Below are 21,982 nucleotides of genomic sequence, written 5' to 3' on the forward strand. Positions count from 1 at the left end.
CGCCTGTCCGAGGAGAACCGACATGCCCCGCATTCAGGCCAATCTGCTGCTGTTGATATCAGGCGCGATCTGGGGCGCCGGCTTCGTTGCACAGTCGACGGCCATGGATGCGATCAGCCCGCTGTGGTTCATCACGCTCAGATTTGCGATCGCGACGCTGGTTGCCATGCCCTTGGCCATTTTGGAAACGAAGCGGGCGGCCGAACCGCTCAAGCTGACGACCGTGCGCAATTTCATCTTCATCGGCCTGGCACTCTTTGCCGGCGCAGCGACCCAGCAGTTCGGCCTGCTCGACACCAGCGTCACCAATTCCGGCTTCCTCACCGGGCTCTATGTCGTCTTCGTGCCCGTGCTGACGGTCATCTTCCTGCGCCGCAAGCCGCATTGGGTCATCTGGCCCGGTGCGCTGATGGCTCTCTTCGGCATCTTCCTTTTGAGCGGCGGCACCTTGTCGGCGCTGACCGGCGGTGACTACCTGACGATCCTGTGCGCCCTGTTCTGGGCGGTGCAAATGCTGCTCGTTGGCCTTTTCGCGCCCAGCAGCGGCCGGCCGATGTTGCTGTCGATGACGCAGTTCGCCGTCTGCGCAGTGCTCGGCTTGCTTTTCGCAGTGAAGATGGAGCCGCTGAGCTTTGCGGCTGTCGAAGGCGCTCTCTTCGAAATCCTCTATGCCGGCATCTTCTCGAGCGGCCTCGCCTTCATCCTGCAGGTGGTGGGCCAGCGCTATACCACGGCGCCGCAGGCCGCCATCTTCCTGTCGAGCGAGGCGCTCTTTGCCGCCCTCTTCGGTGTCCTGTTGCTCGGCGAGATCATCACCCCGATCGGCTATGCCGGCTGCGCGATCATCTTCGCGGCAATGCTTGCCGTCGAGATCATTCCCGAACTGACCAAAAATCGGCGCGCGGAAGCTGCAGTCTGAACTGGCCTCTGCGAGCGCAACCGACACTGCGCCATGAACTATATCAGCGACCGGTCCAAACGCCGGACTGGCGCTTTACTTGCTATTGTACCAGGCCATCAAATCGTTGCTTCGCCGCCAGACGCGAAGCGGGTCGCAATCGACCGGTCCAATTCAATACCTGTAGGTTTTCTGCAAGAATCGTACGTAAGAAACGTACGACGCGAGAAGCATCAAACATATCAGAGAGTTGCGAATACCGGACGGCGCCGGCATTCGACTGACCTCCTTGCGGCTGCATCGAAAAACAGCAAAAACCCACTCAATTTTGCGGCGTTCATTTTCAAAAAGCTGTGATTTCAACAGCTTGCGATATATCTTGAAGAAGGGGCAACAGCTGCGGAAATGACCGATTTTTGAGCAATGACAAGACGCAATACCACGCTCGAAAAGTTTTGCTTGCCAATTCAAAATAAACCCATCAATCTTACTCTGTTCGGGCAATCTGCGAACACGGGAAGATCTTGAAATAAAAGCGGGCCGGAGACGCAAAACTCCGGGCGGCCAGACCGGGAAGACGCATGAAAATGCAACTTCTCCAATGGCTGGCTGCGGTAACAGGACCCTTTCCTCAAACGTCGAGAACTGCCTGCCAACGCCCATTCGGGCAAAACTGCAATGCTGCCCGTCCGTCAAACGGGTGGAGAGAAAAGGACCTGACGCATGGCCGAAACTGGCACTGTAAAATTCTTCAACACCGACAAGGGCTTTGGTTTCATCAAGCCTGACAACGGTGGTGCAGATATCTTCGTACACATTTCCGCAGTCCAGGCCTCCGGCCTGAACGGTCTGACGGAAAACCAGAAGGTGAGCTTCGACACCGAACCGGATCGCCGCGGCAAAGGCCCGAAGGCGGTCAACCTGCAGATCGCCGGCTAACGCCGACATCCGCTGACAGATTCAAAGTTGAAGCCCGGCAGGCTTGCCGGGTTTTTTTTGTTCAGGCTCGGTTCACAGTGGCGGCATTAACGTCCTCTCATGAAATCCGGATTGATCCGGTCCATGCGATAGGATTTGAAGCCCATGAACACGTTCATCAAAGCCGCCGTTCTTTCGGTCGCCGCAATCGCCATGATCGTCCCGACCTCCGGCGCCGCGCTGGCAGACCATCGCCATCACCACAACAATGACGATGCATGGGTGGCAGGCGCAGCGGGCCTCGCCGCTGGCGCGCTGATCGGCGGCGCGATCGCCTCGCAGCCGCGTTACAACAGCGGCTACGGCGAGCGCGTCTATATCGATCCGGAACCGGAATACGATTATTACGAGCCGCGCCCGGTCTATCGCCCTCGCCCGGTCTATCAGGCCCGTCCGGTTGTCGTCGATAACTACGGCGGCGGCAGCTATGGCGGCGGTTACCGCTCGCTCGAGCCCTGGACGCCGTCCTGGTACCGTTACTGCTCGCAGCGCTACCGCTCGTTCAACCCGGACAACGGCACCTTCCGCGGTTACGACGGCCGCAGCTACTTCTGCACCGCCGGCTGATCGGCGCAGAGCATACGGAATCACAAAGCCCATGCCTCGATCAAGGCATGGGCTTTTTTCGTGATTACAACGGCAAGCCGTCCTTCTTCAGAGCCCGCGCAGATAGGGATTGGTGCGGCGCTCCTCGCCGATCTGCCCGCCTGGACCGTGGCCGCAGATGAAGCCGACAGTGTCACCGAGCGGCAGGATCTTGTCGCGGATGGAATCGAGCAATTGCTGGTGATTGCCGCCCGGCAGGTCGGTGCGCCCGATCGAACCGTGGAAGAGGACGTCGCCGACATGGGCGAAATTCTGTGCCCGGTTGAAATAGACGACATGGCCGGGCGCATGGCCGGGGCAATGCAGGACCTCGAAGACATGGTCGCCGAACGAAACGGTATCGCCCTCTTCGAGCCAACGATCCGGAATGACGTTCTGGACCTTCATCGCCAGCCCAAAACGCTCGGCCTGGCTCTCGAGCCTTTCGAGCAGCGGCAGATCGTCCTTGTGCGGGCCGATGATTTCAAGCCCGAGCGCATCCTTCAATTCCTTGGCGCCGCCGGCGTGGTCGATATGGCCATGGGTGATCCAGATCGCCTTCAGCGTGATGCCGTTCTCGCGGACCGTCTGCAGGATGAGGTCGACATCGCCACCGGGATCGACGATCACGCCTTCCTTGGTCTCGCTGTCGAACAGCACCGTACAATTCTGCTCGAAATGGGTAACCGGAATGATGCCCGCCTGTAACATGTGCGCCTGCCTCTATGGGATCTGCTGCATGTTTCCTTGCATCGTCGCCGATTGAGGGACAACCCATGCAGCACTTCAAAGTTCTACAGCGATCTTAGCGCGCCCGGCGGGACGCGCGACGCTGTAACTCTCCTATAGCGGCAATTGGCGCCGGTGACAGCGCCAATCAGCGCAGAACGGCGACTTGGCTGGTGGCCGGTTGCGGTGCGGGCCATTGCACTGTGGTCATCAGCAGCGCCGAAATTGCCAGTTCCGCGGCGACGACGATCCTGACCACCGGCTTGAGGCTGCGGGCGGTGAAATTGCTCTGATCCAGCTGAATGTCCTGCATCTTCGTCGCCTCTCCCGCTGCTTGTTTCTTCGGGCCTTGGGCCGCGGCAGCAGAGGAAGAATGTCACGGCGTCACATTTCGTGACGTTCCCGGGGGAACATCCGCGCGCGCGGAGGCGTTTCGCCCTCACCACTAAAGGAGAAAGATAATGTTGAAACTTACCCGCCCCCTGCTGCGAGCCACTGCGGCCGCGGGTTTTGTGCTGACGCTCGGCATGCCGGCCGCCTTTGCCGCCATGACCGCGACCACAGTCACGGACCTCAACATCCGCACGGGTCCGGGCCCTCAGTATCCGACAGTCGGGCTTGCGGCCCGCGGTAGCACCGCGGTCATCGACGGCTGCATCGAAGGCAGCAAATGGTGCCGCATCGACATCAATGGCGTGCGCGGCTGGGTCTATGCGCAATATCTGACGACGGACTTCGGCGGTTCGGCCGTCGTGGTTCAGGAACGTCGCGCCGACCTCGCTATTCCCGCCGTCACCTATGAGGCGCAGCCGAACGATCCGGTGATCGTCAGCAGCGGCGATGAGTTGATCGGCCCGGTCGAAGAGATCGATCCGATCGTGCCACCGGACACCGTGCGCACCTACGTCACGGCGAACCCTGGCGAGACCGTCTATCTCGACGGCGAAGTCGTGGTCGGCGCCGCGCTGCCGCAGACCGTCGCGGTCCGCCGCGTGCCTGACTATAACTACGACTATGTCAGCATCAACGGCCAGCCCGTGCTGGTCGAGCCGGCGACGCGACGCATCGTCTACGTCTATCGATAGGCATTTGTTTCTCCGGCGACCGAGCGGTCGCCGGAGCCTACGGCGCATGCACGAATCATCCGCTTCATTGTGCGAAGACTGAAACCGATCCTTCTCGACGCCGGCGCAAGCTTCTCTGTCTGACGCCACGAAACGCCGCTTCCAGCTGAAATCAAACCATTTCAATGGGCTAGGATCCGGGCACCGGGGCGGTCATTTCATTCAAATTGACAATAATCCAGATTCGGCTTCAACCTATCGGTGCCGGATCATCGGCTTTAGTGGCCCGTCCACGACGAGCCACGACACGGAGGGATCAATGGAAGCATTAATGCCTATCATTACCCAATTGATCGCGGGGGCGGCCGGCGGCAACGCGGCCAGCGCAGTGTTGAAGCAGCAGGCATTCGGTGTCGTCGCACGGACCATCGTCGGCGCGATCGGCGGCCTGGGCGGAGGTTTCCTCATTCAGATGCTCGGCGGCGAAGCAGCCGCGACAGGCCTTGCCATGCAGGCCATCGGCGGCCTCGTCGGCGGCGGCGTGCTGAGCGGTATCGTCGGGCAATTCCTCGGCAAGACGGCCTGACCCCTACCACGATCATATCCGTAGTAAGACAAAAGGCGGCCCCTGGCCGCCTTTTCTGCATTCGAGACAATTGCGGATGCCGTTACTCGGCGGCCGCGGCAACCGGGTAGACTTCCTTCATGTAGTCGTTCATCAGCGTTTCGCAGATCGTCGCCGGCGTGAAGCGATGGGGACCGATTTCGGAAACCGGCGTCACTTCGGCAGCGGACCCCGTGAGGAAGCACTCGCTGAAGCTGGACAGTTCCTCCGGCATGATCGCCCGCTCGACGACCTCGTAGCCGCGGCGCTTGGCAAGCTCGATGACCGTGCGGCGGGTGATGCCGTCGAGGAAGCAATCCGGCACCGGCGTGTGGATGACACCGTCCTTGACGAAGAAGATGTTGGCGCCCGTCGCTTCGGCCACGCGGCCGCGATAGTCGAGCATCATCGCATCCGCATAGCCCTTGGCTTCCGCCGCATGCTTGGAGATGGTGCAGATCATATAGAGACCGGCCGCCTTGGACTTGGAAGGTGCCGTCTGCGGATCCGGGCGGCGATACTCGGCGATGTCGAGGCGAATGCCCTTCAGTTTCTCCGCCGGGTTGAAGTAGCTGCCCCACTGCCAGATGGCGATGGCGACGTTGATGCGGTTGTTCTGCGCCGAAACGCCCATGCTTTCGCTGCCGCGCCAGGCGATCGGCCGCACATAGGCCTCGGAGAAGCCTTGGCGCTTCAGAAGCTCCACGCTTGCGGCGTCCAGCTCTTCCACCGAATAGGGAATCTTGAAGCCAAGAATGTCAGCCGAGTTATGAAGGCGCTGGTTGTGCTCGCTCAGCTTGAAGATACGTCCGCCATAGGCGCGCTCGCCCTCGAAGACCGCGCTGGCATAGTGCAGGCCGTGGGTCAGCACATGTACCTTGGCGTCCTTCCATGCGACGAATTCGCCGTTGAACCAGATCTCTCCGTCCAACTGATCAAAAGGAACCGCTGCCATGGTGTCATCCTCCGGCGCATATGCGCCATTCTTAGTTGATTATCGTCCTGCTTTCAGTTTATCGGCAAACTGATTGAGGGAAAATTCAATTTCGTGATTTTGGATTTGCGATCGGAACGGCGCGGCATATCCTTTCAAGGTGTTGCCAATGCCAAATGTCTCGCTTACCGAGCAAGGACGCTAACGATGCGGTAAAAATATGTCAATAAAGCTGACGTATTTTTCCGAATGTTTCGCAAGTTGCAATCTGGCTGAAAGGAAATGACCGCGTGGCCGGCCAATCCAAAGAGAACACCCGGTATCTCACCGATGCCGCCGCCGATGATGACACGATCGATTTCGAGATCATCGAGTTGCTCTTCTTTGCCTATCGCGACTTCACCTCCGACCCGGATGCGATCCTCGAAAAGAGCGGCTTTGGGCGGGCGCATCACCGGGTCGTCCATTTCGTCGACCGCGAGCCCGGCATGACCGTCGCCGACCTCTTGGACACGCTGAAGATCACCAAGCAGAGCCTCGCCCGCGTGCTCAAGCAACTGATCGATTCCGGCTACATCCGCCAGGAGACCGGCCCTGAAGACCGACGCCAGCGCATGCTCTATACGACTGAGGAAGGCAAGGCGCTGGCGCGTGCGCTGGCCGAGCCACAGTCCCGCCGCATAGCCGATGCATTGGCAAGAACGGGTCCGGGCGCGCGGGAGACGGTCAAACGCTTTCTCGCCGGAATGAAGAACGCCGCAGACTGACACGAGGCTCGCCGCCGGCAGACGGCTCGGGAGCCTGGAACCAGGGAAGCGTGGAATGACGACAAAAGCGACTGTCTCGGACGATGCGGCTCACCTTCTGGTCGTCGACGACGACCGGCGCATCCGCGATCTCCTGAACCGCTATCTGGTCGAGCAGGGATTTCGCGTGACGACCGCGTCCGACGCGGACGAAGCACGGCGCAAGCTGGTCGGCCTCGACTTCGACCTTCTGATCGTCGATGTGATGATGCCGGGCGAAAGCGGCATCTCGCTGACCAACAGCCTGCGCCAGATCAAGACCGTGCCGATCCTGATGCTGACGGCGCTGGCGGAATCGAACTCCCGCATCGAGGGCCTGGAAGCCGGCGCCGACGACTATCTGTCGAAGCCCTTCGAACCGCGCGAACTGGTGCTGCGCATCAACAATATCCTGCGCCGCAACCAGCCGGCCCAAGCGCCCAAGGTCGACCAGGTGATCTTCGGCCCCTACACCTTCTCGGTGGTGCGCAAGGAGCTGAGGCGCGGCGCCGATCACATCCGGCTCACCGATCGCGAGCAGGAGATCATGACGCTGTTTTCGCAGCGCGCCGGCGAGACCATCCCGCGCCACGAACTGATCGGCGACGATGCAGAGGTCGGCGAGCGCACGATCGACGTGCAGATCAATCGCCTCCGGCGCAAGATCGAGGATGATCCGTCCAATCCGGTCTGGCTGCAGACGGTGCGCGGCATCGGCTACCGGTTGAGCGTGGACTGAAATGGCGGGCCTTCCGATGAGCGCGGCAAACCATGGCAAGCTTTGACGGCATAGAGCACGGGGCAACCGGATCGAGCGACAACGCCTGGAGGCGCTTTACCCGTTGGTTGCGCCGCCGCCTGCCGATGGGGCTATACGCCCGTTCGCTGCTGATCGTCATCATTCCGATGGTGCTCTTGCAGTCGGTCGTCGCCTTCATCTTCATGGAGCGCCACTGGCAGCTGGTGACGCAGCGCCTGTCAGCCGCCGTCACCAGCGATATCGCCGCAATCGTCGACCTCATCGACACCTTCCCCGCTGACCGCGACATCAGCGAGATCATCCGCATCGCGCGGGATCAGCTTGATCTCAGCATCTCCGTCGACCCGCCCGGCGAGCTGCCACCACCCAGGCCTAGTCCCTTCTTCGAAATCCTCGACCAGATCCTCGGCGAGGAGATTTCCAACCAGGTCCGCCGCCCCTTCTGGATCGATACGGTCGGCAACTCCAAGCTCGTCGAGATCCGCATCAAGCTCGATGACGGCCGCATCCTGCGGGTCTATGCTCGGCGAAACCAGGCCTATGCCTCCAACACCCACATCTTCCTCGTCTGGATGGTGGCCGCATCGCTGGTGCTGCTGGCGATCGCCATCCTGTTCCTGCGCGGCCAGATCCGGCCGATCCTGGCGCTGACCAAGGCGGCCGAAAGCTTCGGCAAGGGCCAGAAGATCGACGACTTCGCGCCGCGCGGGGCCGACGAGATCCGCCGCGCCGGCCTTGCCTTCATCCTGATGCGCGAACGCATCGAGCGCCAGATCGAACAGCGCACCGCGATGCTGACCGGTGTCAGCCACGACCTCAGAACCATCCTCACCCGCTTCAAGCTGCAGCTGGCGCTCGCCGGCAACAATCCGGATCTCGAAAGCCTGAACCAGGATGTCGAGGACATGCAGAACATGCTGGAGGGCTACCTCGCCTTCGCCCGCAGCGAAGCGGAGGAAGATGTCGGCCAACTGAAACTCAGCGACCTGATGACCCGGCTTGCGGCGGAGGCCGAACTGCTCGGGAAGACGCTGACCACCTCGGTCGAGGGCGAGGACGAGGTTCGGGTCAGGCCGAACGCCTTCACCCGCCTCGTCGCCAATCTCGCTTCGAACGCCTATCGCTACGCCAACACCGTCAACATCGACGCGCGCCACAGCGCCAAATGGGTCACCATCACCGTCGACGATGACGGTCCGGGCATCCCTGAGCGATCGCGCGAGGACGTGTTCAAGCCGTTCTTCCGTCTCGACGAGGCGCGCAATCTCGACAGCTCCGGCACCGGCCTTGGCCTTGCGATCGCCCGCGACATCGCCCGCAGCCACGGCGGCAACGTCACCCTTGGCGACAGCCCGCTCGGCGGCCTGAGGGCAACGGTGCGCGTACCGGCTTGACCTTCACGTATTAACGGGCCACTGCTCGCCCGGGAATTGGGACCGAGGGAGAGAGCTGTGTCGAACGTTGTCGATTGGAACGACTGGGAACGACGGCTGGCTGAACTCTGGGCTGCCTTCGACACCATCGACGCCAAAACCTTCATCGCGCGTATCGAGGCGCTTGCGGCCGAATTGCCGTCGGGACACGCCATAGGCCTGTTCGAACGGGCCTCCGCGCAGGATTCGACCGGCCACGAGACGGAAGCCGAACCTCTCTATCGGCAGGCATTGGAAAACGGTCTCACGGGAATTCGCCGGCGGCGCGCCACCATCCAGCTCGCCAGCACGCTCCGCAATCTCGGCCGCGCTGGCGAAGGCGTCGCCCTGCTCACCGCGGAGCAGACCAAGCCGTCAGACGAGCTCGACGATGCGGTCGCCGCATTCCTGGCCCTGTGTCTGGTCGACGCGGGGCATGCGAAAGAAGCAGCAGCGCTTGCGCTTGGCAGCCTCTCGCGCCACCTCCCCCGCTACAACCGGTCGCTCAAACGCTACGCTGACGCGTTGCTGGCAGACGCGTAAGCGCTAGCGCTGATAGATCGACGTCAGGCCACGGCGTTCGTTGAAGCGATGCCAGGCGTCGATGCGGCGCGGATGGCGGGCGCGCATGACATCGAGCGGCGCGAGCAGTCGGCCCTTACGACCGAGGGCTTTGTCGAGGATCTCGATGATCCGCCGGTTCGGCCAGGGCTTGCGCGTGATCGTCAGTAGCGCCCGGAAGGCTTCATCCTCGCGGCCCGCGCCAAGTTGATGGGCAATCAGCCCATAGGCAAAAGCCGTGGAGCGGCTGACGCCGGCGTGGCAATGCACGAGAATGCGGCTCGAAGCATCCTCCGCCGCCGGCCGCATCGCCTCGAACACCTCGAGGACCAGATCCGGGAAATGCTGCGTGGCGGTCGGGTTTTCCTGATCGCGCATGCGCACCACCCGGTGGCTGGCATCGGCAATAACGGGCACGTTGGCGTCAGGCAGTTCCGGATCGAGCAGAGACAGCACATGGCTTGCGCGCCAATCGCGCGCGGCATCGGCGGCGCGCCACAGGCAGGAGACCTTGACGCGTTCGGGGATCACTTCGAAGGCGATGGTCATTGGGATCACATCAATTTTTTGCCGTTGGGAACTGGCCGCTCGGTGGCAGCCAGCACGATCGCGCCGGCCTCGTCTGCAAAACCCAGCGTCAGCACTTCGGAGCGAACGGGCCCGATCTGGCGCGGTGGAAAATTGATCACGCCCAGCACCTGCCGCCCGACGAGATCTTCCGGACGATAATGCACCGTGATTTGCGCCGATGACTTTTTAATGCCGATCTCTGGCCCGAAATCGATTTTCAGCTTGAAGGCCGGCTTGCGCGCTTCCGGAAAGGGTTCGGCTTCGACGATCGTGCCCACGCGAATGTCGACACGCTCGAAATCAGCAAATTCAATCGTTTCAGTCACGGCAATTCCCTTTGTGAAAAGTACTCAGTCGCCGGGCTTAAAGCATCGGGCGAGATTCCGGAAGCGCACCGGTATCGGCAGGCTCCCCGTGAAATCTTGCCTCTTCCCAGGGGCGGCGCGCGAACTGCTCGGCAAGGAAATCGACGAAGACGCGCACACGCGGCGGCAGGAAACGCCGGTGCGGATAAACCACGGTGATCGGTTCCGCCTCGGCATAATTACAATCGGTCAGAAGCGGCACCAGCAAGCCCGCCCGGATATCTCCACCGACAAGAATTTCGGAGAGCCGCACGATCCCGATGCCGGCGAGCGCGAGGTGCCTCAGCGCTTCCGTGCTGTTGGCTTCGACGGAACCACGAACACGGATCGCATGCCGGCCGTTGCCATCCTGGAACTCCCAGACGTTGAGGCGGCCATGGGCGGTAATGGCAAGGCAGACGTGCCGTTGCAGGTCATCAGGCGTCTTGGGAACACCGTGCCTTTCGAGGTATCCCGGCGCCGCACAGATGACACGACGGTTCGATGCCAGGCGCCGCGTCACCAGCGTACTGTCGCTTTGCGCCGCAACCCGTATGGCGACATCCGCGTCACCGTTCATGAGATCGACGATCGCGTCGCTGAAATCGAGCTCCAGATCGATCGCCGGGAACCGCTCGATGAAGGCCGGAAGCATGGGCACGATCAGGCGATGACCGAAGGCGCTCGGCAGGCTGACCCGCAGGCGGCCGCGCGGCTCAGCGCCCGGCTGGATCGCAAACTCAGCATCCTCGATATCGCCGAGGATGCGACGGGCCGACTCCGCATAGGCGCTGCCTTCGCTGGTGAGGCTGATGCTGCGCGTCGATCGCTGCAGCAGCCGCACGCCGAGGCGCGCCTCCAGTCGGCCGATGATCTTGCTGACGGCCGATGGTGTCATGCGCAGCCGCCGCGCCGCCGCCGAGAAATCCCCCTCCTCGACGACGGCGAGAAACACCGCCATGGCTTCCTGCCGGTCCATTGCATCTATTCCATTTCGTCACAGATGAACGGATCTTAACATGGATTATCGCGGCCGACGATAGGCTGTAGCTTGGACCTGGAACTCAGACAGCGGAGACCGAGGGGTGACGGAAATGGATGCGCAGCGGAAGGATATGCCGGCGAGCTACCAGCTACATTCCTGGGCGCGACGTCAGCGCAACGCCGCGATCCGCGACATGTGTCGCCGGGCAATGGGCGCGATCTGGAGGTGCCTGTTCGACCGGCATACAGGCCCTGGACAAGGCGCAGGCGCTCCCCCAGGCGCGTCGTAGAGCGACCCTCACGCCGGCGCCATTGCGGCACCGGAGTTTCGTGAGATCAGCCCGCCAGCTCTTCCGCGCGTTTGCGTGCTGCGGCGATCGCCTTGTCGAAAAGCGGCTGCATGCCGTCGTCGGCCATCAGCACGGAGAGTGCTGCCGCTGTCGTACCACCGGGCGAGGTCACGTTCTGGCGCAGCCGCGCCGCCTCGTCTGGGGACTGATGCAACAATTCGCCAGCGCCCGCAACGGTTTCCCGCGCGAGCCGCATGGCGAGGTCCGCCTCGAGGCCGGCCTTGCGGCCCGCCTCCGCCATGCACTCGACGAGGTAGAAGACATAGGCCGGACCGCTGCCCGAAACCGCGGTTACCGCATCGATTTCGGCTTCGGTCCGGACCCATTCGACGGGCCCGCTGACCTTCAGCAGATCGTGAACCTGGCTGCGCTGCGCTTCGCTGACGCGCGCATTGGCAAAGGCACCGGTAACGCCGCGGCCGATCATCGCCGGCGTGTTCGGCATGGCGCGAACCGTGGCGGCAGCAGCAAGGTGGGTTTCGATGAAGGCGAGCGTCTTGCCGGCGGCAACCGAGACAATGACGGTATCCGCACCGACGAGCGGCTTCAACGGCGGCAGCACGGCGTCCATCACCTGCGGCTTGACCGCGAGGAAGATCACGCCCGCCTGAACACCGGATGGCGCCTGGGCCGCATATGTCACGCCGTTGTCGGCAATGAGTTTGGCCATGGCCGGTGGCGGGCCGGGATCGACGACGAGCACGTCGGCACCCCTAACGCCGCTCTTCAGCCAGCCGGAAAGCATGGCGCCGCCCATGTTGCCGGCGCCGACGAGGACGATGGGACCGGAAGCGGCGTTCGCCATGATCAAGCCTCTCCAACCGTTTCGAACAGGACCGCATCGACGGCGCGCTGCGCGTCCATGCCGGACCAAACGACGAATTGAAACGCCTGATAATAGGATTCGCAAGCGTCGAGTGCGCTCGAAAGCAGAACTTCGACCTGCTGATTGGTCGGCTCGGCACCGCCGGCAAGCAGCAGCGACTGGCGGAAGATCACCACTTCCTCCTGGCGCCACAGGTCGAAGTGGCCCATCAGCACCTGCCCGTTGATATGGGAGAGCAGGCGGATGACTTCGTTGACCCGGCTTTCCGGCACCTTGATGTCGAAGGCGCAGGCAAGGTGCAGAGCCTCGAACTCCTCCATCCAGGAGAAGGAAACGTGGTAGTCTGCCCACTTGCCTTCGACCGTCATGGCGATTTCGTCTTCGCCGGATCGCTCGAACGACCAGTCGTTATTTGCGGCCACGAACTCGATCATATCGACCGGGTTGGATTGGCGCTCGACTTCCATTTCCAAAAGGCTCATGCATCACCCTGTATAGGTGTGGCGCAGACGTGCATCATCACGCTCACAAGACGCAACGCTGCAAACCCAACACCGATTACAAACACACTATGATTGCTGAACTCACATCCATCCTGGCTGACTTACCCTGCCCGGAGCTTGCGTGGTTCGTTTCGAATCATCATTTAAAATCAGTGTATAATGGCGGAGTCAGGCTGCCAGCCCCCGGGCCGAAAAATAGCCGGGATGAATCGCGTCCACGTTGTCATTTGGATGAAGCGCGAGAGCTTAACTGACTCTGCCATAAGGGTTTTTTGGCAGTGTCCACAGGTGGAAAACTTTTCAGGTTTTATTAACCAGCCTTAACGCCGTTTCAATCGATCCAGGATTAACGACAGCAAAACGCCCGCGAAACCAGTTCGCGGGCGAAGTAAAAACGCCAAAATACCGTTATTTCGGCGGAATCGCGTTACTTGCCGGCCTCGGCGAGACGCGCTTCCAAAGCCTCAATGCGGGCGAGCAGCGCATCGTTTTCCTCGCGCGCCTTGATCGCCATTTCCTTGACCATCTCGAACTCCTCGCGCTTGACCACGTCGAGCGAGTTCAGTGCGCGTTCGGCCTGTGCGCGGAAGGCGGTCTCGACCTCGCGGCGCACGCCCTGGGCGGCACCTGCGGCATCGGTCATGATCTTGGCAAAGTCATCCAGAATGCGGTTAGCGCCTGTGCTCATCGTCGCGATCTCCATTTCAGCCATCGCCTCGCATTGCGATGCGGTCATGAATTTCAGGTAGGGTCAGCGGCGAGCGGATGCAAGGAAAATCACGTGCCAAATCACGCCGCTGTGTCCGAAGCGCCCCCATCGGCGCCTTGACCCGGCGGAAATCGCTCGCCATGTTCCGCCGAAACGACCGGCCCCTGCACGAGAAATAGGCACGAGAACATATCTTGGAAACTCTAGCGACCCGTCTCGCCATCCTTCCCTTCCCCGAAATCGACCCCGTCATCTTCCAGATCGGGCCTCTCGCCGTCCACTGGTACGGGCTCGCCTATGTCGCAGGCATCCTGATCGGCTGGTTCTATGCGCGCCGCCTGGCGATGAACAACGCGCTCTGGCGCAACGAGACCCCGGCGGTCACGCTGCAGCAACTCGACGATTTCCTGCTCTGGGCCGCCGGCGGTATCGTACTCGGAGGCCGCATCGGCTACATCCTCTTCTACGACCTCGGCTCCGTTCTCGCCAATCCGATCCGCGCCATTGAGATCTGGAACGGCGGTATGTCGTTCCATGGCGGCTTTCTCGGCACGACGCTCGCCATGATCATCTTCGCGCGGCGCAATGGCATCGTTCTCTGGAGCCTGTTCGACATCGTCGCGGCCGTCGTCCCGATCGGCCTGTTTTTCGGCCGCATTGCCAATTTCATCAATGGCGAACTCTGGGGCCGTCTCTCTTCGATGCCCTGGGCAATCGTCTTCCCGACCGGCGGGCCCTTTGCCCGTCACCCGAGCCAGCTTTATGAAGCAGCCCTCGAGGGCCTCGTGCTGCTCGGCGTGCTTTCCTGGTTCATCTACCGTCGCCAGGCGTTGAAATCCCCGGGCCTCGTCACCGGCATCTTCGTGCTTGGCTATGCCTTGAGCCGCATTTTCGTCGAATTCTTCCGCGAACCGGACGCGCAGATCGGCTATCTTGTCGGTGGCTGGCTGACGATGGGCATGGTGCTTTCGCTGCCGATGGCGCTCGCCGGCATCTGGGCGATAACCCGGGCGCGGCGCGCAGCCGCCTGAGAGCGGATAAGGCAAGGGCGTGCGGCTTCCGGCCGCCTCCCGCTAACTGGACGAAGGCATGACGACACCACTTGCGGACAAGATCAAGGCGCTGATCAAGGCTCACGGGCCGATCAGCGTCACCGATTACTTCTCGCTTTGCCTCGCGGATCCTGAACACGGCTACTACCGGGTTCATGAACCCTTCGGCAAAGAGGGCGATTTCACCACGGCGCCGGAGATCAGCCAGCTCTTCGGAGAGATGCTCGGCGTCTTTCTCGTCCACGCCTGGCAGCAACACGGCAAGCCCGAAGGCGCGGTGATCGCCGAGATCGGCCCCGGCCGCGGCACGATGATGGCCGACATGCTGCGTGTGGTGCGTCGCCTCGCACCCGAGCTCTATGCCTCCGCCAGCATGCATCTCGTCGAGACCAGCGAGCGCCTGCGCAAGATTCAGTCCGAAACCCTGGTCGCCCATGGCAACAAGGTCGAGTGGCATGCAAGCTTCGAGACTTTGCCCGATGGCTTCCTGCTGCTTGCCGCCAACGAGCTGTTCGATGCCATTCCGATCCGGCAATTCGTGCGCACCGCGCAAGGGTTCCGCGAGCGCATGGTCGGGCTTGATGCCGATGACCAACTGACCTTTGCTGCCGGCGTCGCCGGCATCGATCCGGGCCTCTTGCCGACGCCGGCGCAGGGTTTGGCCGAAGGCACGATCTTCGAGATCGCCCCTGCCCGCGATGCTGTCATGTCCGCCCTTTGCGAGCGGCTGAAGATCAGCGGCGGCACCGCCGTGATCATCGATTACGGCCATCTTGCCACCGGCTATGGCGATACGCTGCAGGCCGTTCGCGATCACGAATATGATCCGCCACTCGCCAATCCGGGCCGGGCCGATCTCACCAGCCATGTCGATTTCGAGAAGCTCGCCCGCCGCGCCGAGACCGACGACGTGCAGATCAACGGCCTTGCGCACCAGGGCGATTTCCTGGTCGGTCTCGGTCTGCTGGACCGCGCCGCGGCACTCGGTCGCGACAAGGATGCGCTCACCCAAGAGGGCATTCGCCAGGACGTGGAAAGGCTCGCCGGCGCCGGTGTCGGAAAAATGGGGGAATTGTTCAAGGTTCTCGCCGTGAGCAGCCCTCCGGTGCCGCTGTCGCCCTTCCGCAAGCCGAAGCCCTGAGCGCACAGCCTACAGCGCCGCGCGTCTTATCGGACGCGCAAAGGTCGCTGTGGCACTTTGAGTTGTTGCATGTTTTTATCCTTAAATCGGCTAGGATTTAAGGAAATATGCAGTAGCGCACGGTTCAGCCGTAAAGATAGTTCGGGAGCCAGAGAGTTATCCCGGGCCAGAGATACATGATGACCATGCAGAGCACGACGATCAGCATATAGGGCATCATGCCGGCGAAGATCTGGTTGATCGTCACATGCGGCGGCGCGACACCCTTCAGATAAAAAGCTGACATCGCGACTGGGGGCGACAGAAATGCCGCCTGCAGGTTGACGAAGACGAGAACGCCCCAAATCACCGGATCGATGTCGAAGTGCTTTAGCAGCGGCAGAAAAATCGGCACAAAGATGATGATGATCTCGGTCCACTCGAGCGGCCAGCCGAGCAGGAAGATGATCGCCTGCGAAAGAATCATGAATTGTACCGGCGTCAGATCGAGCGATAGCACCCATTGCTCGATCAGCGCCTGGCCGCCAAGTATGGCGAAGACGGCAGAAAACAAGGCCGAGCCCACGAAGAGCCAGCACACCATGGCCGTTGTCTTCGCCGTCAGGAACACCGCTTCCTTTGTGCGCTTCCAGTTGAGCGTCCGGGCCTGGAATGCGAGCAGGAAAGCCCCCGCCGCGCCGACGGCCGCAGACTCGGTCGCCGTGGTGATCCCGAAGAGGATTACGCCGAGCACGACTATGGTGAGGATGGCGAGCGGCATGACGGAGGAGATCAAAAGCTTCACCACCTGCAGCCGCTCCGCACTCATATTGCGGTAGTAGCGGACGAGCACCACCGCAGCGATCGTGGCAATCAACCAGAAGGACACGTAGAAGCTTGTCGCCGGCCCGTTGATCGCGGTCGGCGCGGCATCCGCCGCCGGTGCCCCGAGCTGTTCCAGCCCTTCCGGCGCCTCCGCCTCCGCCGATGCCTGCGGATGGATGACGACATACCACCATACGAGCGCCATCGTAAAAGCCGTCAGTGCTAGCGGGACCAAGGCAGCGCAGAAATTCTTGACGAGAGCCCAATAGGTGAGAGACCCCTCCTCGGTTTCGAGAGCCAGCGCCCTTGCCGGTGAGACTAGTGCGCGAGAGAGCCCGGCCAGCATGTTGTGCGAGTACGACGCTTGCAGGCCCCGCATCCACGCGCTGACGGGCACTTTGGTCTGCTCCGCAGGCAGCGGCGGAGCGATCTTGGGGCTGATGAGCGCCCAGCCGAGAATATAGGCGAGGTAGAGCAGCGCGAGGAAAAACCCGGGGAACATGGCAGCGGCGTAGAGCTTGACAACGGATTGTCCCGCGACTGCGGCATAGACGATGATCATCACCGAGGGCGGGATCAGAATGCCGAGGGTACCGCCCGCCGTGATCACACCGGAGGCAAGCTTCACGTCATAGCCGGCGCGTAACATCGGATTGAACGCAATCACGCCCATCAGCACGACCACCGCACCGACGAGGCCGCTGGCGATGCCCCAGAAGGTACAGACGATGAGGGTAGCGACGGCGAGCGACGCAGGCACCCGCTTGAATGCGAGCTGAATGCTGTAGAACATCTTGTCGACCAGCGCACCCCGCTCCATCACGTAGCCCATGAGCACGAACAACGGGATCGAGATCAGAACGTCATTGGTCATCGCCCCATAGGTACGCTGCACCATCAGGTCGAAGACGCGATTGTCGATCCAGTGCTCGGCCGGATTGTAGAAGGCGTAGAAGCCGAAGAGCATGCCAAGCCCCATCAGCGTAAACGCCGTCGGAAACCCCATCATGATGACCACCACGATGAGCATCAGCATCGTCAGTCCGAGGAGTGGATCGCTCACGTCTCGCCGTCTCCCCCCATTCCCCGTTGCCGCGCCGCCCTGTCGATCGCCTGCGCACGCTCGATCGCAGCCTCGCGCGTTTCCGCGTCGACATGCTCGCTGTGCTCAAGCTGCTCGGCGACGACGTCGAGCTCCTCCACATCCTTGAGCCGACTTGGCCATTCGCCGGTCCGCAGGCAAACGATGCAGCGCGTGATCTCGGCCAGCCCCTGAAGCAGGACGAAACCGCCAGCGACCGGAATGACGGTTTTGAAATAGTAGATAGGCGGCCCCTCCGCCGTCACGGTCGAATGCTCGCCGATCCGCCAGGAAAGTGCTGCATAATCGTAGCCGGCGTAAACGAGCGCGGCGACGCCGGGCAGGAAGAAGAGGACGTAGAGGACCAGATCGAGGGCGGCTTGCGTGCGCGGCCTCATGGAGCTGTAGAGGAAGTCGCCGCGTACATGAGCATTCTGCGCCAAGGCGTATGCCCCCGCGAGCATGAACAGCGAGCCATAGAACATGTTGCTGGCATCGAATATCCAGGCCGTCGGCATGTTCAGGATGTAGCGTTTGACGACCTCTACGCAGACCATCGTCATCAGCCCGATAATCAGCCAGGCTGCGGCTTTACCGATCCACACGCTGGTCGCATCGACCCTGAGCAGAAAATGCTGAACGTTCACGCATGCCCCCCGCTGCAAGAGGGGCGCTACAGCGGCGCGCCTTTCAAGAACGCACAGAGTTCGCTGTAACGCTTTGATTTATCGAATAGTGTGATCCTTCGACTGTCTCCGATGTGCGAAATGAGATGAGCCGGTCTTCCGCCTGAATCCCGTCTGATTGACGCGAAGCGGCCGTGCCTCAGAGATCCTTCGCCACGCCGTCCTGTCCGAAGTAGTGGTCGAATGCCAGCCGCCGACTGACGACGGTGTCCTGTTCCCAGCGCGTGGCCCGCTCGGCAAAAACGAGCTGGGACTGGAGCACTTCCTTGAACAGCGGGTTTTCCGCTGCCTTCTTCTTCACCACCTCGTCGTAGACCTCCAGTTGCTTCTTGAGAATTGCCTCCGGGGTCTTGTAGAACTTGACCTTGTCGACGGTCTGCATCTCCCGGTAGTCCGTGGAATAGCGATCGATCGCCTTCCAGGCCATATCCTGAGATGCCGCCTCGACGGCGTTGGTGATGATCGCCTTCATCTGATCAGGTAGACCGTCGTACTTCGGCTTGTTGAACATCACTTCGAACTGCTCGCCATTCTGGTGGTAGCTCTGCAGCATGCAAATCTTCGATACATCCGGGAAACCGAGCACCCGGTCGGACGAGGCGTTGTTGAACTCGGCCGCGTCGATCAGGCCTCGATCGAGCGCCGCAACGATTTCGCCGGCCGGCAGCGCGTTGACCGCCGCGCCGAGGCCGGTGAAGACATCGATCGAGATGCCCACGGTACGGAACTTCAGGCCCTGAAGATCCTCGGGCTTTGCGACTGGCTTCTTGAACCAGCCAAGCGGCTGGGTCGGCATCGGCCCATAGGGGAACGAGACCACGTTGGCGCCAATGGATTCATACAGTTTTGCGAGTAGTTCCTTGCCGCCGCCGTATTTGTGCCAGGCGAGCAGCATGTTGGCATCCATGGCGAAACCCGGGCCAGAGCCCCATAGCGCGAGCGCCGCCTGCTTGCCGTAATGGTAGACGAGGACGCCGTGACCGCCGTCCAACGTTCCTTGCGATACGGCGTCGAGCAGGCCGAAGGCCGGCACCACGGCACCAGCGGGCAGCACTTCTATCTTCAAATCGCCACCGGTCATATCATTGACCTTCCTGGCGAAGTCGAGCGCGAATTCGTGAAAGATGTCCTTGGATGGCCAGGTGCTTTGCCAGCGCATGCTGATCGGCCCCTGCGCCTTGACAACGCTAGGCGCGGCGACCGTTGCGACCCCCGCTATTGCCGCACCGCCCAGGAATTTGCGACGCGAAATCCGTCCCTCGATATGGGTTCTTCGCTTCATATGCTCCTCCCGAAGGCACAAGCATTTCTTGCTATATTAGATAATACTCTTATGCAGAGCCCCACGCAAAGATTGCACGCAGCGTCGCTCAAAAGCCTGCAGGTAAGGCGCCATCCCGACCTCTTGTTTTTCCGCGGGCCTCGTGCAGATGCGGGCGTCGAAGGAAGGCGTTTTCGTCAGCGCGTAGCGGCGGTGGCCGAGCGATGACTGCCCCTCGAAATCACAGGCCGCTGGCTCCCCCTATCGTTCGGGAATTGACAGCCCAGCCATCGCGGGTCAACATCGCGCCGGCAAATCAGCCGCCAGTCGCCGGGCCGGAGCGCGCCCCCAAACCCATTGAATTTATTCATAAAGCAAAGGCAAATATACCGATGCAGCATGACGCCGCGCTTTCTCCCGTGCAGAGCTCGCTTTTCGGCGAGAAGGTCGGGCCGGCAATCGCCCATGGCTATTTCACCCGCCAGGGCGGCGTTTCCGAAGGGCTCTATCGCGGCCTCAATGTCGGCCTCGGTTCGAAGGACGAAAGAGCCCATGTCAACGAGAACCGCACCCGCGTCGCGGGCTGGTTCGGCGCGCCGCTGGAACGGCTGGCGACGGTTCATCAGGTCCATTCCCCCAACGCCATCGTGGTCGACGAAAGCTATGACGGTAGCCGCCCTGAGGCTGATGCGCTGGTGACGGCGACGCCCGGTATCGTGCTCGGCGTGCTATCGGCCGATTGCGGCCCGATCCTCTTTGCCGACGCAGAAACCAATATCATCGGCGCCGCCCATGCCGGCTGGAAGGGCGCGCTTGGCGGCGTGCTCGAGAGCACCATCGACGCGATGGTCTCGCTCGGCGCCCGGCGCGATCGCATCGTCGCCTGCCTCGGCCCGTCGATCAGCCATCGCAACTACGAAGTCGGTGCCGAATTCGTCGAGCGCTTCGTCTCGGCGAACGACAGCTACGCAACCTATTTCAGGCCGTCAGACCGCGACGGCCACGCAATGTTCGACCTGCCGGGTCTCACGATCAAGCGGTTGACCGAAGCAGGCGTAGCAGCCGAAAATCTCGATATCTGCACCTATGCCGACGAGGAGCGCTTCTTCTCCTACCGTCGGACGACACACAGGCAGGAACCGGACTACGGCCGGCAGATTTCCGCCATTTGCATACGGGGGACCTGACATGGCGCTTCAATTTGCCCAGGAAGAATATGCAAGCCGCCTCGATCGGCTGACGGAGAAGATGCGCGAGGAGAAGCTCGATGCCGTGCTGCTCTTCGCCCAGGAGAGCATGTACTGGCTGACGGGCTACGACACCTTCGGCTACTGCTTCTTCCAGACGCTGGTTGTGAAGAAAGACGGCTCGATGGTCTTGCTGACGCGCTCGGCCGACCTGCGCCAGGCACGCCACACCTCCAATATCGAACGCATCGAGATCTGGGTGGACCGGGCCAATGCCGATCCGACCCTGGATCTCAAGAACCTCTTGAGCGAACTCGACCTGCTCGGCTGCCGCATCGGCGTCGAATACGATACGCACGGCATGACCGGCCGCGTCGCCCGCCTGCTCGACCGCCAGATCCAGACCTTCGGCGAGATAATCGACGCCTCGTACCTCGTCAGCCGTCTGCGCCTCATCAAGAGCGACGCCGAGATCGCCTATGTCGAGAAGGCAGCAAGCCTGGCCGACGATGCGCTCGACGCCGCGCTGCCGCTGATCCGTCCCGGCGGCAACGAAGCCGACATCCTCGCCGCGATGCAGGGCAAGATTCTGGCCGGCGGCGGCGACTATCCGGCCAACGAATTCATCATCGGCTCCGGCGCCGACGCGCTGCTCTGCCGCTACAAGTCCGGGCGCCGCGTGCTTGACAGCCAGGACCAGCTCACCCTCGAATGGGCCGGCGTCAGCGCCCACTATCATGCGGCGATGATGCGCACCGTCGTCATCGGCGAACCGACCAACCGTCACCGCGAACTCTACAGCGCCTGCCGCGAAACCATCCAGGCGATCGAGATGGTGCTTCGTCCCGGCAACACCTTCGGCACCGTCTTCGACATGCATGCCAAGATCATGGACGAGCGCGGCCTCGCCCGTCACCGCCTCAACGCCTGCGGCTATTCGCTCGGCGCCCGCTTCTCGCCCTCCTGGATGGAGCACCAGATGTTCCATCTCGGCAACCCGCAGGAGATCGAGCCGAACATGTCGCTGTTCGTGCACATGATCATCATGGATTCCGACAGCGGCACCGCCATGACCCTCGGCCAGACCTACCTCACCACCACGGATACTCCGCGCCCGCTGTCGCGCTATGGCCTGGACTTCATTTCTGCTTAGGGAAATCCGCCTAGAATTGCT

General features: G+C 61.8%; 25 protein-coding genes. 13 read left to right on the forward strand and 12 right to left on the reverse strand.

Annotation, left to right across the window (positions count from 1 at the left end; translation table 11 throughout):
- The first annotated feature begins 22 nt into the window (after positions 1–22).
- The 3 genes from IB265_RS11715 to IB265_RS11725 all read left to right on the forward strand — a co-directional run bounded on the left by IB265_RS11715 (position 23) and on the right by IB265_RS11725 (position 2,443).
- Positions 23–919, forward strand: a complete 897-nt coding sequence (locus IB265_RS11715; RefSeq protein ID WP_057253169.1) for a DMT family transporter — start codon at positions 23–25, stop codon at positions 917–919.
- A 702-nt stretch (positions 920–1,621) separates the two neighbouring features.
- Positions 1,622–1,837: a cold-shock protein gene (locus IB265_RS11720; protein WP_057253168.1), complete on the forward strand. Its 216-nt coding sequence runs from the start codon at positions 1,622–1,624 to the stop codon at positions 1,835–1,837.
- Positions 1,838–1,981: 144 nt separating this feature from the next.
- Positions 1,982–2,443: a BA14K family protein gene (locus IB265_RS11725; protein WP_057253166.1), complete on the forward strand. Its 462-nt coding sequence runs from the start codon at positions 1,982–1,984 to the stop codon at positions 2,441–2,443.
- A gap of 87 nt (positions 2,444–2,530) precedes the next feature.
- Here IB265_RS11725 and IB265_RS11730 read toward each other — a convergent pair whose 3' ends face one another.
- Positions 2,531–3,172: an MBL fold metallo-hydrolase gene (locus tag IB265_RS11730; protein ID WP_057253164.1), complete on the reverse strand. Its 642-nt coding sequence runs from the start codon at positions 3,170–3,172 to the stop codon at positions 2,531–2,533.
- 166 nt (positions 3,173–3,338) lie between these two features.
- Positions 3,339–3,503, reverse strand: coding sequence for a hypothetical protein (locus IB265_RS11735; RefSeq protein WP_192494794.1), 165 nt, complete (start codon positions 3,501–3,503; stop codon positions 3,339–3,341).
- A 148-nt stretch (positions 3,504–3,651) separates the two neighbouring features.
- Between IB265_RS11735 and IB265_RS11740 the strand changes: the two genes are divergently transcribed.
- A complete protein-coding gene (locus tag IB265_RS11740) occupies positions 3,652–4,275 on the forward strand; it encodes a DUF1236 domain-containing protein (RefSeq protein WP_057253162.1) in 624 nt (207 codons plus the stop codon).
- 298 nt (positions 4,276–4,573) lie between these two features.
- Complete coding sequence (locus tag IB265_RS11745; protein ID WP_034788698.1) at positions 4,574–4,840, forward strand: hypothetical protein; 267 nt, start codon at positions 4,574–4,576, stop codon at positions 4,838–4,840.
- An 82-nt stretch (positions 4,841–4,922) separates the two neighbouring features.
- Here IB265_RS11745 and IB265_RS11750 read toward each other — a convergent pair whose 3' ends face one another.
- Positions 4,923–5,813, reverse strand: coding sequence for a branched-chain amino acid aminotransferase (locus IB265_RS11750; protein WP_057253160.1), 891 nt, complete (start codon positions 5,811–5,813; stop codon positions 4,923–4,925).
- A 269-nt stretch (positions 5,814–6,082) separates the two neighbouring features.
- Between IB265_RS11750 and IB265_RS11755 the strand changes: the two genes are divergently transcribed.
- The 4 genes from IB265_RS11755 to IB265_RS11770 are packed head-to-tail and all read left to right on the forward strand — an operon-like array spanning position 6,083 to position 9,292.
- Complete coding sequence (locus IB265_RS11755) at positions 6,083–6,559, forward strand: MarR family winged helix-turn-helix transcriptional regulator (protein WP_057253158.1); 477 nt, start codon at positions 6,083–6,085, stop codon at positions 6,557–6,559.
- Positions 6,560–6,614: 55 nt separating this feature from the next.
- Positions 6,615–7,316: a response regulator gene (locus IB265_RS11760; protein WP_057253157.1), complete on the forward strand. Its 702-nt coding sequence runs from the start codon at positions 6,615–6,617 to the stop codon at positions 7,314–7,316.
- Between the two features lie 32 nt (positions 7,317–7,348).
- Positions 7,349–8,731 carry an ATP-binding protein gene (locus IB265_RS11765; protein WP_057253155.1) on the forward strand — a complete coding sequence of 461 codons (1,383 nt, stop codon included), beginning with the start codon at positions 7,349–7,351 and terminating at the stop codon, positions 8,729–8,731.
- 57 nt (positions 8,732–8,788) lie between these two features.
- Positions 8,789–9,292, forward strand: a complete 504-nt coding sequence (locus IB265_RS11770) for a tetratricopeptide repeat protein (RefSeq protein ID WP_057253153.1) — start codon at positions 8,789–8,791, stop codon at positions 9,290–9,292.
- Between the two features lie 3 nt (positions 9,293–9,295).
- Here IB265_RS11770 and IB265_RS11775 read toward each other — a convergent pair whose 3' ends face one another.
- The 6 genes from IB265_RS11775 to IB265_RS11800 all read right to left on the reverse strand — a co-directional run bounded on the left by IB265_RS11775 (position 9,296) and on the right by IB265_RS11800 (position 13,575).
- Positions 9,296–9,859, reverse strand: coding sequence for a protein-tyrosine phosphatase family protein (locus IB265_RS11775; RefSeq protein ID WP_057253152.1), 564 nt, complete (start codon positions 9,857–9,859; stop codon positions 9,296–9,298).
- A gap of 5 nt (positions 9,860–9,864) precedes the next feature.
- Entirely contained in the window at positions 9,865–10,206 is a 342-nt protein-coding gene (locus IB265_RS11780) for a tRNA-binding protein (protein WP_057253151.1), read from the reverse strand.
- Positions 10,207–10,243: 37 nt separating this feature from the next.
- Positions 10,244–11,203 (reverse strand): LysR family transcriptional regulator, encoded by a 960-nt coding sequence (locus IB265_RS11785; RefSeq protein ID WP_082616010.1) that lies wholly within the window; start codon positions 11,201–11,203, stop codon positions 10,244–10,246.
- 341 nt (positions 11,204–11,544) lie between these two features.
- Positions 11,545–12,363, reverse strand: a complete 819-nt coding sequence (proC, locus tag IB265_RS11790) for a pyrroline-5-carboxylate reductase (protein WP_057253150.1) — start codon at positions 12,361–12,363, stop codon at positions 11,545–11,547.
- Between the two features lie 2 nt (positions 12,364–12,365).
- Positions 12,366–12,866: a YbjN domain-containing protein gene (locus tag IB265_RS11795; RefSeq protein WP_043618087.1), complete on the reverse strand. Its 501-nt coding sequence runs from the start codon at positions 12,864–12,866 to the stop codon at positions 12,366–12,368.
- Positions 12,867–13,314: 448 nt separating this feature from the next.
- The gene (locus IB265_RS11800; protein ID WP_057254338.1) at positions 13,315–13,575 is read right to left on the reverse strand and encodes an accessory factor UbiK family protein; all 261 of its coding nucleotides are present in this window, start codon (positions 13,573–13,575) and stop codon (positions 13,315–13,317) included.
- A gap of 215 nt (positions 13,576–13,790) precedes the next feature.
- On the opposite strand from IB265_RS11800, the gene lgt reads away from it, so the two are divergent.
- Both lgt and IB265_RS11810 read left to right on the forward strand, forming a co-directional pair.
- Positions 13,791–14,627, forward strand: coding sequence for a prolipoprotein diacylglyceryl transferase (gene lgt, locus IB265_RS11805; protein WP_057253148.1), 837 nt, complete (start codon positions 13,791–13,793; stop codon positions 14,625–14,627).
- A 58-nt stretch (positions 14,628–14,685) separates the two neighbouring features.
- Complete coding sequence (locus IB265_RS11810; protein WP_192494795.1) at positions 14,686–15,789, forward strand: class I SAM-dependent methyltransferase; 1,104 nt, start codon at positions 14,686–14,688, stop codon at positions 15,787–15,789.
- Positions 15,790–15,913: 124 nt separating this feature from the next.
- Here the strand turns inward: IB265_RS11810 and IB265_RS11815 are convergent, their stop codons facing one another.
- The 3 genes from IB265_RS11815 to IB265_RS11825 all read right to left on the reverse strand — a co-directional run bounded on the left by IB265_RS11815 (position 15,914) and on the right by IB265_RS11825 (position 19,642).
- Complete coding sequence (locus IB265_RS11815; protein WP_057253144.1) at positions 15,914–17,656, reverse strand: TRAP transporter large permease subunit; 1,743 nt, start codon at positions 17,654–17,656, stop codon at positions 15,914–15,916.
- A complete protein-coding gene (locus IB265_RS11820) occupies positions 17,653–18,321 on the reverse strand; it encodes a TRAP transporter small permease subunit (RefSeq protein ID WP_057253142.1) in 669 nt (222 codons plus the stop codon). Before IB265_RS11820 ends, IB265_RS11815 begins: the two co-directional genes overlap by 4 nt.
- 178 nt (positions 18,322–18,499) lie before the next feature.
- Positions 18,500–19,642: a TRAP transporter substrate-binding protein gene (locus IB265_RS11825; RefSeq protein WP_057253140.1), complete on the reverse strand. Its 1,143-nt coding sequence runs from the start codon at positions 19,640–19,642 to the stop codon at positions 18,500–18,502.
- Positions 19,643–20,013: 371 nt separating this feature from the next.
- On the opposite strand from IB265_RS11825, the gene pgeF reads away from it, so the two are divergent.
- Both pgeF and IB265_RS11835 read left to right on the forward strand, forming a co-directional pair.
- Positions 20,014–20,808 (forward strand): peptidoglycan editing factor PgeF, encoded by a 795-nt coding sequence (gene pgeF / locus IB265_RS11830; RefSeq protein WP_057253139.1) that lies wholly within the window; start codon positions 20,014–20,016, stop codon positions 20,806–20,808.
- 1 nt (position 20,809) lies between these two features.
- Positions 20,810–21,961, forward strand: a complete 1,152-nt coding sequence (locus IB265_RS11835; RefSeq protein ID WP_057253138.1) for a Xaa-Pro peptidase family protein — start codon at positions 20,810–20,812, stop codon at positions 21,959–21,961.
- The last annotated feature ends 21 nt before the right edge of the window (positions 21,962–21,982 follow it).

Origin of the sequence: Ensifer sp. ENS10, from assembly GCF_014852025.1 — a bacterium.
Classification (GTDB): domain Bacteria; phylum Pseudomonadota; class Alphaproteobacteria; order Rhizobiales; family Rhizobiaceae; genus Ensifer.